Below are 12,785 nucleotides of genomic sequence, written 5' to 3' on the forward strand. Positions count from 1 at the left end.
GCGCGCAAGGGTGCCTTGTAGGAGCCGGACGCGTCGACATGCACGGATCGCTGCCGTGCGCCCCGCCAATCGTTCGCAAGGAGTTATTCCGATGAACACTTTCGCGATGGAGACTTCCGCTTTCACCCGGATGGCCGAGCCGGGAACGGCGGAGCACCGCTGAAGCCGGGAGCACGTGCCATGGACACATTTTTCAGCTCAGGAGTTGCCCTCGTGGACACGGTCCTCAAGAGCACTGGTGGCAGCGTCGTGGTCTGGAGCGCTGATGCGCAGGCCTACAGCAGCGATCACGAGCGCGCCACGCGCAGCAATTTCGCGCAGCGGCTCGCGGCGTTGAAGCAATTCCGCTTTGCCGGCGAGTACGACGCTTCGCGTGCGCACGAGAACACGCCGCTGTACTTTGTGCCGAGCGACACCATCCCCAGCACGCAGGTGGCGCGCTCGCTCGGCATCTCGACGGTGCACGACCTTTTCGGGGGCGTGGTTCCGTACCCCTTCGTGGCCACCAAGGCCATCACGCACCCGCTCGTCGGCAGGGCCGCCGCCTGCCCCGAAGGATGGGCGCCTGCCTTCGCGCCCGACATATCGCATGCGGCGCTCGAAGGGTTTTCTGCGTTCTCGGCCGAGGACGCGCGGTGGGCCGGGCGCCGCCTGCTGGAAAGCGGTGCGGTGCGCGTGAAGCCGGTGTGCGCCACCGGCGGGCGGGGCCAGACCATGGTGACCGACGCCGACGCACTGGACCGCACCCTCGCGGCCATGGACGAGAGCGAAATCGCGCTGCACGGCGTGGTGATCGAGGAGAACCTCGAACGCCCCGAAACCTACAGCGTCGGCCAGGTGATGGTCGACCACATGATCGTGAGCTACTTCGGCCGCCAGCGCATGACGCCCGACAACGCCGGCCAGAACGTGTACGGCGGCTCCGACCTGACGCTGGTGCGTGGCAACTTCGATGCGCTGCTTGCCAAGACCAGCCCGAACCCGGCGCTCTGCCTGGCCATCGAACAGGCGCGGCGCTACCACCAGGCGGTGATCGACTGCTTCCCCGGATTTCTTGCGTCGCGCGTGAACTACGACGTGGCGCAGGGCGTTGGTGCCGGGGGGGCGTGGCGCTCGGGCGTGCTCGAGCAGTCGTGGCGCGTCGGCGGCGCAACCGGCGCCGAGATGGTGGCGCTCGAATGCTTCTGGCGCGAGCCGGCACTCGAACGCCTGCGCGTCTCCTGCTTCGAGGCCTATGGTGCGGCAGCGCCGATTCCGGCGGATGCGGCGGTGCACTACCGCGGCATCGACAATCAGATCGGCCCCCTGACCAAATATGCATTGATCCAGCCGTATGCCAGCGACACGACATAACGTCATCGATATTCCCGTAGACGGCCAGCACATTGCCGGAACGCTGGTCGCCGCCTCCACGATGGTGCCCGGTGTGCTGCTTGTCCACGGCTGGGATGGCAGCCAGGAGCAATACATTGCGCGCGCGCACGAAATCGCCGCGCTCGGCTGCGTGTGCCTGACCTTCGACCTCCGGGGGCATGCCCGCCACGCCGCGCTGCGAAAGGAGGTCACCCGCGAGGACAACCTGCGCGACGTGCTCGCGGCCTACGACACGCTCGTGAGCCACCCCACGGTCGACCCGAATGCGGTTGCCATTGTGGGCAGCAGCTACGGCGGCTACCTGGCCGCGCTGGTCAGCGCCATGCGGCCGGTGCGCTGGCTCGCGCTGCGTGCGCCGGCGCTCTACCGCGACCGCGAGTGGCTCGCGCCCAAGGGGCAGCTGAGCAGGTCCGACCTGGTGGCCTACCGCCGCACGCTGGTCGGCCCGCGCGACAACCGCGCCCTTGCGGCCTGCGAAGTGTTCAAGGGTGACGTGCTGATCGTCGAATCGGAGCACGACCAGATCGTGCCGCACCCCGTCATCGAGAACTACCTGGGCGCGTTCAAGCGCGTGCGCTCGGCGACCTACCGCGTTATTTCCGGCGCCGACCACGCCTTGTCGAAGCAGTCGTCCCGCCAGGCCTATGGGCAGCTCCTCGTGTCCTGGATGACGGAAATGACGCTGGGCGCCAGGGCGACCGGCACCATGACGCGGTCCCTTTCCGAAAGCCCTGCATAGGTGCTTCGGATGAAAACGGACCAGCCAGTTCCGCGGGTGCCGCGAACGGGCTGATTGCCGGAACCTTCGCGAGTAGTGGGCGCTGCTACGCACACACAGGCAGCTTTCCTACGTCGCTGCGTTTTGAGTCCCTCCATCGTTCAGCTTCCATCAACCACCCTGTTCGGAGCCCACGATGCCCACCTCCACCAAGCGCGCAGCCCCCGATGCATGCAGCCTTCTCGATACGGACCACCGCAACGTCAAGAAGATGTTCAAGGAGTACGAGGAACTGACCCATTCGCGAGCTGCCGGCGCGCAGCAAAAGAAGCGCGAACTGGCACACCAGATCTGCACCGAGCTCACGGTGCATGCGCAGATCGAGGAAGAAATCTTCTATCCCGCCTTGCGAGAAGCGCTCAGTGAAACCGATCTCCTGGACGAAGCCGAGGTCGAGCACGCCAGCGCCAAGGAACTGATTGCGCAGATCGAATCCGCCACCGATGCGGACGACAAGTTCGACGCCAAGGTCATCGTGCTGGGCGAATACATCGATCACCATGTGAAAGAAGAGCGCAACGAGATCTTCGTCAAGGCGCGCGCCGCCAAGGGGCTCGACCTGGTGGCCATGCGCGAGCAGCTCGCGGCGCGCAAGGAAGAGCTGATGGAAGAACTCACCGGCGTGGCCGCCTGAGCCCGCCCGGGTACTTCCCCGCCTTTTTTTACCCATGGCGCCCCGGCCGCCTGCCGGCCGGCGCCCCGCTTTTTTCCCCTGACCCTGGAGGTCACCATGAAGAATTTCGTCTCCCGGATATTTCCCACGGCGACCAACATGATTCGCCTGGATCACACGCACGTGCTTTCCACTTTTCACCAGTACAAGGCGAGCGCGCCCAGCCGCGTGAAAAAGGGGCTGGTCAACACCATCTGCACGGCGCTCGAAATTCACGCGCAGCTCGAGGAAGAAATCTTCTACCCCGAGATGCGCACGATCGACGACGAACGCATCACGAAGGCCATCGACGAGCACTCCGAAATGCGCCGTCTCATCGGGCTGCTCCGCGCCATGGAACCCGAGGCCATCGACTACGACGAGACCCTGTCGGCGCTGATGCGCGACGTGATGCATCACGTGGCCGATGAAGAAACCATCTTGCTGCCCGCGGCCGAAAAGCACCTGGCGGACAAGCTGGGCGACCTCGGCGCGCAAATGACCAAGCGCCGGCTGCAACTCGCGGGCCCGCGCACGGGCGAGATCGCGCTCGACATGGGGCGGGCCGCTTCGGGCAATACCGCGGCCATTGCCATGGTCGGCCTGGCCGCGGCGGGGCTTCTGCTGGCGCGGCGCTCCGGCCATTTGCGCTGGCATGCGCGCGCCTGACCGGCTGGCCGCGCGCGGCGTCGACCGGCTATCGCGAGCTTGCGCGCTTCAGCACACCTTTGCGGACGGGTAGGAGGATTTCATAGACGGGTTTTTTTCTCGGGCTCGTGGTAGAAACCGGCCACTATGCGCGCGTCGCGCATCGCAGCGATCCGATGGCAGAAGACCCCAACCCGAGAATTTCCGGAATTTCCGACACGGCCATCGGCGCTGGCCCCCACTCCCGGTGGCCGCTGTGGCTGCTGCTTGGCATGGCCCTGCTGCTCCTGGGCGGCTGCGCCGGCCTGCCGTCGGGCGTGGAGCGCAAGCCGTCGATGGCCATTGCGGACGGCGCCGACACGATGCTAGGGCGCCTCGTCACGGCGGCCTCACCGCCGGGGCAGGGCTTGAGCGGCTTTCGCCTTTTGCCCATGCCGCAGTTTTCGCTGCATGCGCGCATCGAGCTGGCAAAGCGCGCGCAGCGCTCCATAGACGTTCAGTACTACCTGGTGCAGAACGACGAAACCGGCCGCTATCTGCTGCGCACATTGCGCGATGCGGCGGAGCGCGGCGTTCGCGTGCGCCTTTTGGTGGACGACCTCTACACCGCGGGCGCCGACCCGCTGTTCGCCGGGCTGGCCGCGCATCCCAACGCCGAGGTGCGGATGTTCAATCCGTTTCCGGCCGGGCGCGAGCGCCTGGGCACGCGCTGGGCCTCGTCGCTGCTCGACTTCGACCGTGTGCACCGCCGCATGCACAACAAGCTCTTCGTGGTGGACAACACCATGGCGGTGATGGGCGGTCGCAACATCGCCAACGAATACTTCCTGCGCGACGGCGGCTCCAACTTCATCGACATCGACACGCTGGTGGCAGGCACCGTGGTGCCACGGCTTTCGTCGCTGTTCGACATGTACTGGAACAGCCTGTATGTGTATCCCGTGGAGTCGCTGGTTTCAACTGGCGGGGCCACGCCGCAGCAGTTGCGCGACCGCTTCGAGCAACTGACCGGCGGGCCGGACACGCTGCATCCCGAGCCGCTCGTTGCCACCGACCTGCTGGGCAACAACGCGCTGGCCAAGGACCTCGACGAAGGCGCGCTCTCGCTCGTCTGGGCGCGCGCCGAGGCCTATGCCGACGCCCCCGCCAAGGCGCTCGGGCCCACGGAGGAGGCCCGCGGGCTGCCGGCCGACGAGTCGACCGACAGCGTGCTCTACAACGTGCGGCGCTACATACGGGACGCGGAGCACGAGGTTCTGCAAACCACGCCTTACCTGATTCCAGGCCGCGGCGGCATGGAGTCGATGCGCATCGTGCGGCAGAAGGGCGTGAGCTACACGATCGTGACCAATTCGCTGGCGGCCACCGACGAATCGCTGGTGCACATCGGCTACCGCCGCTACCGGCCGGAGATGCTGCGGCTTGGCGTGGCGCTGTACGAACTGAGCCCCAAGCGCGTGGAAGAAACCAAGCGCTTCGGCATCTACGGTTCGGCGAGCGGACGGCTGCACGGAAAGTCGGCAGTGATCGACCGCAACATCGTCTTCATCGGTTCGATGAACTTCGATCCGCGTTCGATGCTGCACAACACCGAGGTCGGCATCTTCATCTTCAGCCCGCAGATCGCGCAGCAGCTCACCAGCCTGATCGGCTTCATCCGGCTCGACGGTGCGTATCAGCTGCAACTGGGGCCGCGCGGCGGCATCGAATGGGTGAGCCCGGCCTCGGGCGACGGTGCAGACACCATCCTGCACGTGGAGCCGGAAACGGATTTCTGGTCGCGCTGGAAACTGGAGCTGTTCGCGCCGCTGGTGCCCGAGAGCCTGCTTTAGCGGCGCGCCTGCGCCGCCCTTGGGTGCCTAGTGCTGCAGGCGCCCGCTCAGGTAGGGCTCGGGATCGACGGCGGTGCCGTTCTTGCGGATTTCGAAATGCACCTTCACGCGGTCGGTGTCGCTCTTGCCCATTTCCGCGATCTTCTGGCCTTGCCGGACGACGGCGTTTTCCTTGACGAGGATGGTCTGCGCATGGGCATACGCGGTCAGGAAGGTCTCGTTGTGCTTGATGATGACCATGTTGCCGTAGCTTCGCAGCTCACCGCCCACGTACACCACGCGGCCATCGGCCGCGGCCACGATGGGGTCGCCCAGATTGCCGGCGATGTCGAGGCCCTTGTTGCGCACGCCGTCGAAGCGGGCAACGGTGGAGCCGCTGGCGGGCCGGATGAACATGGCCTGCGGCTGCTGCACGGGCGGCGGCACGTTCACGCCGGCCCGTGGCGGGGGAGCGGGTGTCGTGCAGGCTGCAAGGCCGGCGGCCACGAGAAGCGCGGCGCCGGTACGGAAAACAAAAGTGTGAAGGTGCTGCATGGTTCTCTGTTGGAACGAATTCGTTGCGGAGGGTTCCTTCGGTCGGCGCGCCGGGCGAGCCACCCGCGGCATGCTAGCAAACTCGCGGGAGCCGGCGCATGCGGACGGGTAAAGGAGGTTGAGGCAGTCTATTTCAGCGGAATGGGCGTGCCGCGGTCGATGGGCACCGCCGTGACGCTGTTCTTCGGCGAGCCTTCGATCAGCAGGTCGGAGTAGGTGAGATAGACCAGCGTGTTGCGCCTGGGGTCGACCATGCGCACCACGCGCAGGCGCTTGAAGAGAATCGACAGCCGTTCGGTGTACACCTCTTCGCGCTTGGGCAAGGGCTGCGTGATGCTGACCGGGCCGACCTGGCGGCAGGCAATGGAAGCTTCGGACTTGTCTTCCGCCACGCCGAAGGCGCCGGCCAGGCCGCCCGTCTTGGCGCGCGAGACGTAACAGGTTACGCCGTTGACCTTGGGGTCGTCATAGGCCTCGACCACGATCTTGTGGTCCGGGCCGATGAGCTTGAACGCGGTGTCGACGTCGCCCACCGTTTCCGCCTGTGCCGCCGAGGCCAGGGCAAGGCCCAGACCGAGGGCAAGGGCTGGAACGGAAGTGCGGAATGCGAAGGCGGCGGCGCGGAGTGCCTGGGTGGTCATGTGTTTCAAACGATGCTGAGTTCGTGCACGCGGTCGAAGCTGCCGCGCCGCCTGTCTTCGAAGAAATGTTCCAGCGCCTCGCGCACGGTGCGAAAGGCGATTTCATCCCAAGGAATTTCTTCCTCGGTGAAAAGCCGGGCCTCGATGGTTTCGTGGCCCGGGTCGAAGCGGTCGTCGAGCAGGCGGGCGCGGTAGAACAGGTGCACCTGGCCCACGCGCACCACGCTGATCACCGCGAACAGGCCCTGCATTTCGTAGTTGGCGCCGGCCTCTTCATCGGTCTCGCGGGCAGCGCCCTGGGCCGTGGTTTCGCCAAGCTCCATGAAGCCCGCCGGCAGCGTCCACTTGCCCCAGCGCGGCTCGATGTTGCGCTTGCAAAGCAGCACCTTGTCGCCAAGCACGGGAATGGTGCCCACCACGTTCAGCGGGTTCTCGTAGTGGATGGTGCTGCAGGCCGGACAGACGGCGCGCTCCTTGGTGTCGCCGTCGTCGGGAATGCGGTAGACCACCGCTGTGCCGCAGTTCTTGCAGTGCTTGATGGGTACGCGCAGGATCATGGAGCGTGAGCGCGGGGCTTCAGACGATCTTGACCGTCAGCTTGGGCAGGCCGGCCACTTCGCCGACCAGCGTGTCGCCCGCCACCACCGCCGCCACGCCTTCGGGCGTGCCGCTGTAGATCAGGTCGCCGGGTTGCAGCTCCCAGGCGGCCGAGAGGTGCTCGATGGTTTCGGCCACGTTCCAGATCAGCTTGCTCACGGTGCTGCGCTGGCGGTCGGTGCCGTTCACTTGCAGCGAGATTTCGGCGTTCTCGGCATCGCCGGCCTGCGCCACCGGCACGATGGGGCCGATGGGCGCGCTCTGCTCGAAGCCCTTGCCGATGTCCCAGGGGCGGCCCTGCTTCTTCATCTCGCCCTGCAGGTCGCGGCGGGTCATGTCCAGGCCTACGGCGTAGCCATAGATGTGCTTGTGTGCATCGGCCGCCAAGATGTTCTTGCCGCCGGTGCCGATGGCCACCACGAGTTCGATCTCGTGGTGCAGGTTCTTGGTGAGCGTGGGGTAGGCCATGGTGCCGGTCTGGCCCGCATCGACCACCACCAGCGCGTCGGCCGGCTTCATGAAGAAGAACGGTGGCTCGCGGCCGGTAAAGCCCATTTCCTTGGCGTGATCTTCGTAGTTGCGGCCCACGCAATAGACGCGGTGCACCGGAAAACGGGCGGGCTGCCCGACCACCGGAACCGAAACGGTTGCGGGTGGGGCGAAAACAAACTCGGAAGCCATTGCGTCTGTCCTTTTCAGCGGAACGGAGAAAAACGGCAGTGTGCCAGAGGCAGACGAGGGTTGCCCGTGAGCGCTATGCTTGCGCAATGATGAAGCTGCATAACTACTTCCGCTCCTCTTCGTCCTTTCGCGTGCGCATCGCGCTCAACTTGAAGGGCCTGGAGTTCGATTACGTGCCGGTGCATATTGCCCGAGGCGACCATCGCAGCGGTCCCTATTCGGCCATTTCGGCCGACATGCTGGTGCCGCTGCTCGAAGACGAGGGCGAGCGCTTCTCGCAGTCGATGGCCATCATCGAATACCTCGACGAAACCCACCCCGAGCCGCCGCTGTTGCCGCACGACCCCGTAGGCCGGGCGCATGTGCGCGCGCTGGCCCAGTCGATTGCCTGCGAGATCCATCCGCTGAACAACCTGCGCGTGCTCAAGTACCTGGTGAAGGAGCTCAAGCTCGACGACGAAGCCAAGAACACCTGGTACCGCCACTGGGTGCGCGACGGCATGCTGGCCTTCGAACGCCAGCTCGCGCAGCACCCGGGCGGCATCTTCTGCTACGGCAACACACCCACGCTGGCCGACTGTTGCCTGGTGCCGCAGATTTTCAACGGCAGGCGCTTCGACTGCGACTTCAGCGGCCTGCCGCGCACCATGGCGGCCTTCGAGGCCTGCATGGAGCTCGACGCATTCCAGCGCGCCCAGCCTGCGCAGGCGCCCGACGCGGAAGCCTGACCGGGTCCTGCCACATGGATGCGAAATGGCTCGCGCCGGACTGGCCGGCGCCGCCGAACGTGCGGGCCGTGTGCACCACGCGGGAGGGCGGCGTTTCGCAGGGCCGCTACGAAAGCCTCAATCTTGGCGATCACGTGGGCGACCTGGCCGCCCATGTGGCCGAGAACCGCCATCGCCTTGCGCAAGCCATCGGCACGCGCCCGGTCTTCCTGCGGCAGGTGCACGGCACCGGCATCGTGGCGCTCGATGCCGAGCCGGGCAGCGTGAGCGACGGCTCGGCGGCCGATGCCTGCACCGCCGCGGCCATCGGGATGGCCTGCACGATCATGGTCGCCGACTGCCTGCCCGTGCTTTTCACCGACGAATCGGGCCAGCGGGTGGCGGCTGCACACGCCGGCTGGCGCGGCCTTGCCGGCGGGGTGCTCGAAGCGGCGGCCCGGTGCTTCGCGGCCGAGCCCATGGCCGGGCCCGCGCACGGCGCGAGCAAAGTCATTGCGTGGCTCGGTCCCTGCATCGGCCCCAAGGCCTTCGAGGTCGGGGCCGAGGTCAAGGCCGCATTCGAGGCGCATGCGCCCGAGGCCGCGCGCTGCTTCAAACCCGCGCCGGCTGCCGGCAAATGGCTGGCCGACCTGCCGGAACTCGCGCGCCAGCGCTTGCGCGAGGCCGGTGTGGAAGCGGTGTATGGCAACGACGGCAGCGACGGCTGGTGCACCGTCGGCAACCCGTCAAGGTTCTTTTCGCACCGGCGGGACGGCGTCAGCGGGCGCTTCGCCGCCCTGGTCTGGAAGGTCTGAATCTTTCTTTGCTTCCGCCTCGCCGGTGGGGGCGGCGCGGCGTGCCGCCTCCTGCGCCTCGGCCTCGCGCTGCCTGATGGCGCGGCGCCGGCCCGGCGTTCCCATCAGGTAAACCACCAACGCCACGGGCGCCAATCCGTACAAAAGAAATGTGAAGATGGCGCCCAGCACGGTGCCTGTGGTGCTGGTGGCTTCGGCCACGGCCATCATCACGGCAACGTAGAGCCAGCCGATCACGATCAGGTGGATGAACACAAGAAGTTTCAGTCGGTAAGTAGGTGGGCGGCGTTGTGAGCGCCTCGTGAAATGCAGCATACTCAAAACACGAGCAGCCATCCGTATCGACTCAGTCAGGCGAGGACCAGGAGACATGATGAAGCAACAAGCCACGGGGGCCGATGCGTTCGCGCCTTTTCAGCAGGCTCTTTCAGAGGGATGGACCAAGGCGCTGGAATCATTCCAGCAATCCGCCGCGCAGGGGGCTTCGGCCTTCAACGTCGGCGGTACTCCGCTGTGGCAGATGCCGCAGGCGGCGAAGATGCCCGAGCTGCCCAAGATCGCCATTGATCCTGAAAAGCTGCAATCCATCCAGCAGCAGTATGTTGCGGAGGCCGCCGAACTCTGGCGCCAGGGCTTCGCCGCCAAGCCGGAGGGCGACAAGCGCTTCGCCTCGGATGCCTGGGGCAGCAACCCGCTCGCGGCCTTTTCGGCGGCCGTGTACCTGCTCAACGGCCGCACCCTGCTGAGCATGGCCGAGGCGGTCGATGCCGACGAAAAAACCAAGGCGCGCCTGCGCTTCGCGGTCGAGCAATGGATGGCGGCCTCGTCGCCGAGCAACTCGCTGGCGTTGAACGCCGAGGCGCAGAAAAAGGCCATCGAAACGCAGGGCGAGAGCATTGCCCGGGGTATTCAGAACCTGCTGCACGACGTCAAGCAGGGCCACCTCAGCATGACCGACGAAAGCGCCTTCGAAGTGGGGCGCAACGTGGCCACCACCGAGGGCGCCGTGGTGTTCGAGAACGAGCTGTTCCAGCTGCTCGAATACAAGCCGCTCACGGCCAAGGTGTACGAGCGGCCTTTCCTGCTGGTGCCGCCCTGCATCAACAAGTTCTACATTCTCGACCTGCAACCCGAAAACTCGCTGATCCGCTATGCCAACGAGCAGGGCCACCGCGTGTTCGTGGTGAGCTGGCGCAACCCCGACGAATCATTGGCCCACGCCACCTGGGACGACTACATCGAGAACGCCGCGATCAAGGCGATTCACACGGTGCAGGAAATCAGCGAGTCCACCAACAAGTCCGGGCAGATCAATGCGCTCGGCTTCTGCGTGGGCGGCACCATCCTCAGCACCGCGCTGGCCGTGCTCGCGGCGCGCGGCGAAAAGCCGGCGGCGTCGGTCACGCTGCTCACCACTTTTCTCGACTTCAGCGACACCGGCATCCTCGACATCTTCGTGGACGAGCCGATGGTGGCGTACCGCGAAATGCAGCTGGGCAAGGGCGGCCTGCTGCCCGGCATGGACCTGGCCTCGACCTTCAGCTTCCTGCGCCCGAACGATCTTGTGTGGAACTACGTGGTCGGCAACTACCTGAAGGGCGAAACCCCGCCGCCGTTCGACCTGCTGTACTGGAACAGCGACGCCACCAACCTGCCGGGCCCGTTCTATACCTGGTACCTGCGCAACACGTACCATGAGAACAAGCTGGCAAAGCCGAATGCGCTCACCGTGTGCGGCGAGAAAATCGACCTCGGCAAGATCGACATCCCGGCCTACATCTACGGCTCGCGCGAAGACCACATCGTGCCGATTGGCGGCGCCTATGCCTCCACGCAGCTGCTGCCGGGCAAGAAGCGCTTCGTCATGGGCGCCTCGGGCCACATTGCCGGCGTGATCAACCCGCCCGCCAAGAAAAAGCGCAGCCACTGGATCCGCGAGGACAGCAAGTTTCCGAAGACGCAGGCCGAATGGCTGGCCGGCGCGACCGAGCATCCCGGCAGCTGGTGGACCGACTGGGCACAATGGCTCAAGGGCCACGCGGGCAAGCAGATTCCCGCGCCCAAGACCTACGGCAACGGCAAGGCCTACAAGGCCATCGAGCCGGCGCCCGGACGCTACGTCAAGGCCAGGGCCTGATACCAGCCACCTGCCGCACACATCCACGCACCCCTTCAAATCACTTCAACGGAGAACCTCATGGAAGACATCGTCATCGTTTCGGCTGCACGCACGGCGGTCGGCAAATTCGGCGGCTCGCTCGCCGGCATTGCAGCCACCGAGCTGGGCGCCCTAGTGATCAAGGAAGTGATTGCGCGCGCCAATCTCACGGCCGACCAGGTCGGCGAAGCCATCATGGGCCAGGTGCTGGCCGCCGGTGCCGGGCAGAACCCCGCGCGCCAGGCATGGCTCAAGAGCGGCGGCGCCAAGGAAACCCCGGCGCTCACGATCAACGCCGTGTGCGGCTCGGGCCTGAAGGCCGTCATGCTGGCGGCGCAGTCCGTGGCCACGGGCGACAGCGAAATCGTGATTGCCGGCGGGCAGGAGAACATGAGCGCTGCGCCGCACGTGCTGCCCAATTCACGCAACGGCCAGCGCATGGGTGACTGGAAGCTGGTCGACACCATGATCGTCGACGGCCTGTGGGACGTCTACAACCAGTACCACATGGGCATCACGGCCGAAAATGTGGCCAAGAAGTTCGGCATCGACCGCGCGGCGCAGGACGAACTCGCGCTCGGCAGCCAGACCAAGGCCGCGGCCGCGCAAGATGCCGGCAAGTTCAAGGACGAGATCGTGCCGGTGAGCATTGCCCAGAAGAAGGGCGACCCGATCGTTTTCGACAAGGACGAGTTCATCAACCGCAAGACCAGCGCCGAGGGCCTGGCCGGCCTGCGCCCCGCCTTCGACAAGGCCGGCGGCGTGACCGCGGGCAATGCCTCGGGCTTGAACGACGGCGCCGCCGCCGTGATGGTGATGACGGCCAAGAAGGCCGCCGCCCTGGGCCTGAAGCCGCTCGGGCGCATTGCGAGCTACGCCACCGCCGGCCTCGATCCGGCCTTCATGGGCATGGGCCCGGTGCCCGCGTCGACCAAGGCGCTGCAGCGCGCCGGCTGGAAGGCCGCCGACCTGGACCTGCTCGAGATCAACGAAGCTTTCGCCGCACAAGCTTGCGCGGTGAACAAGGAGATGGGCTGGGACGTGAACAAGGTGAACGTGAACGGCGGCGCCATTGCCATCGGCCACCCCATCGGCGCGTCGGGTTGCCGCATCCTCGTGACGCTGCTGCATGAAATGCAGCGACAGAACGCGAAGAAGGGCATTGCGTCGCTGTGCATTGGCGGTGGCATGGGTGTGGCGCTGACAATCGAGCGCTGACTTTTCCTTGGGGGCGCCTCGGTCGAGTAGCGCTCCCGGTTTTGTGCGCTGCCTCCTGTTCGTTCAGGGCGGCGCACCCGCCGACGGGGTACCTTGCTCCGCGAATGTCCCCCGGCCTGCGGCCTCCTCCTTTATTTCGCTGCGCAAGGC

14 protein-coding genes are annotated in these 12,785 nt (G+C 66.1%); 9 read left to right on the forward strand and 5 right to left on the reverse strand.

All coding sequences use genetic code 11. The annotated features are described in order from the left end of the window. The first annotated feature begins 213 nt into the window (after window positions 1–213). The 5 genes from ABIC94_RS11465 (at window position 214) to ABIC94_RS11485 (ending at window position 5,284) form a co-directional block, all read left to right on the forward strand. The gene (locus tag ABIC94_RS11465; RefSeq protein WP_354373136.1) at window positions 214–1,353 is read left to right on the forward strand and encodes a DUF3182 family protein; all 1,140 of its coding nucleotides are present in this window, start codon (window positions 214–216) and stop codon (window positions 1,351–1,353) included. Continuing rightward, window positions 1,334–2,113, forward strand: a complete 780-nt coding sequence (locus ABIC94_RS11470; RefSeq protein WP_354373137.1) for an alpha/beta hydrolase family protein — start codon at window positions 1,334–1,336, stop codon at window positions 2,111–2,113. Before ABIC94_RS11465 ends, ABIC94_RS11470 begins: the two co-directional genes overlap by 20 nt. Before the next feature lie 175 nt (window positions 2,114–2,288). Next, window positions 2,289–2,786: a hemerythrin domain-containing protein gene (locus ABIC94_RS11475; protein ID WP_354373138.1), complete on the forward strand. Its 498-nt coding sequence runs from the start codon at window positions 2,289–2,291 to the stop codon at window positions 2,784–2,786. 96 nt (window positions 2,787–2,882) lie between these two features. Next, entirely contained in the window at window positions 2,883–3,473 is a 591-nt protein-coding gene (locus ABIC94_RS11480) for a hemerythrin domain-containing protein (RefSeq protein ID WP_354373139.1), read from the forward strand. A 155-nt stretch (window positions 3,474–3,628) separates the two neighbouring features. Then, complete coding sequence (locus ABIC94_RS11485; protein WP_354373140.1) at window positions 3,629–5,284, forward strand: phospholipase D family protein; 1,656 nt, start codon at window positions 3,629–3,631, stop codon at window positions 5,282–5,284. Between the two features lie 27 nt (window positions 5,285–5,311). On the opposite strand, the gene ABIC94_RS11490 is transcribed toward ABIC94_RS11485, so the two are convergent. The 4 genes from ABIC94_RS11490 to ABIC94_RS11505 all read right to left on the reverse strand — a co-directional run bounded on the left by ABIC94_RS11490 (window position 5,312) and on the right by ABIC94_RS11505 (window position 7,737). Continuing rightward, entirely contained in the window at window positions 5,312–5,818 is a 507-nt protein-coding gene (locus ABIC94_RS11490; RefSeq protein ID WP_436317988.1) for a murein hydrolase activator EnvC family protein, read from the reverse strand. A 128-nt stretch (window positions 5,819–5,946) separates the two neighbouring features. Further along, window positions 5,947–6,459: a CreA family protein gene (locus tag ABIC94_RS11495; RefSeq protein ID WP_354373141.1), complete on the reverse strand. Its 513-nt coding sequence runs from the start codon at window positions 6,457–6,459 to the stop codon at window positions 5,947–5,949. Between the two features lie 5 nt (window positions 6,460–6,464). Next, on the reverse strand, window positions 6,465–7,016 hold the full coding sequence (locus tag ABIC94_RS11500) for an NUDIX hydrolase (RefSeq protein ID WP_354373142.1): 552 nt from the start codon (window positions 7,014–7,016) through the stop codon (window positions 6,465–6,467). 19 nt (window positions 7,017–7,035) lie between these two features. Next, window positions 7,036–7,737: a fumarylacetoacetate hydrolase family protein gene (locus ABIC94_RS11505; protein ID WP_354373143.1), complete on the reverse strand. Its 702-nt coding sequence runs from the start codon at window positions 7,735–7,737 to the stop codon at window positions 7,036–7,038. A gap of 89 nt (window positions 7,738–7,826) precedes the next feature. On the opposite strand from ABIC94_RS11505, the gene maiA reads away from it, so the two are divergent. Together maiA and pgeF are read left to right on the forward strand one after the other, a co-directional pair. Beyond that, window positions 7,827–8,465 (forward strand): maleylacetoacetate isomerase, encoded by a 639-nt coding sequence (gene maiA, locus ABIC94_RS11510; RefSeq protein WP_354373156.1) that lies wholly within the window; start codon window positions 7,827–7,829, stop codon window positions 8,463–8,465. A 14-nt stretch (window positions 8,466–8,479) separates the two neighbouring features. After that, window positions 8,480–9,259: a peptidoglycan editing factor PgeF gene (pgeF, locus tag ABIC94_RS11515; protein ID WP_354373144.1), complete on the forward strand. Its 780-nt coding sequence runs from the start codon at window positions 8,480–8,482 to the stop codon at window positions 9,257–9,259. Here pgeF and ABIC94_RS11520 read toward each other — a convergent pair. Continuing rightward, the gene (locus ABIC94_RS11520) at window positions 9,191–9,514 is read right to left on the reverse strand and encodes a hypothetical protein (protein ID WP_354373145.1); all 324 of its coding nucleotides are present in this window, start codon (window positions 9,512–9,514) and stop codon (window positions 9,191–9,193) included. The genes pgeF and ABIC94_RS11520 overlap by 69 nt on opposite strands. Before the next feature lie 118 nt (window positions 9,515–9,632). Here ABIC94_RS11520 and ABIC94_RS11525 point away from each other — a divergent pair, with 118 nt between their 5' ends. Next, the gene (locus ABIC94_RS11525; protein ID WP_354373146.1) at window positions 9,633–11,396 is read left to right on the forward strand and encodes a PHA/PHB synthase family protein; all 1,764 of its coding nucleotides are present in this window, start codon (window positions 9,633–9,635) and stop codon (window positions 11,394–11,396) included. A gap of 60 nt (window positions 11,397–11,456) precedes the next feature. Next, on the forward strand, window positions 11,457–12,635 hold the full coding sequence (locus tag ABIC94_RS11530; protein WP_354373147.1) for an acetyl-CoA C-acetyltransferase: 1,179 nt from the start codon (window positions 11,457–11,459) through the stop codon (window positions 12,633–12,635). Window positions 12,636–12,785: the final 150 nt, after the last annotated feature.

It is taken from the genome of Variovorax paradoxus, from assembly GCF_040544635.1.
Lineage (GTDB): Bacteria > Pseudomonadota > Gammaproteobacteria > Burkholderiales > Burkholderiaceae_C > Variovorax > Variovorax paradoxus_R.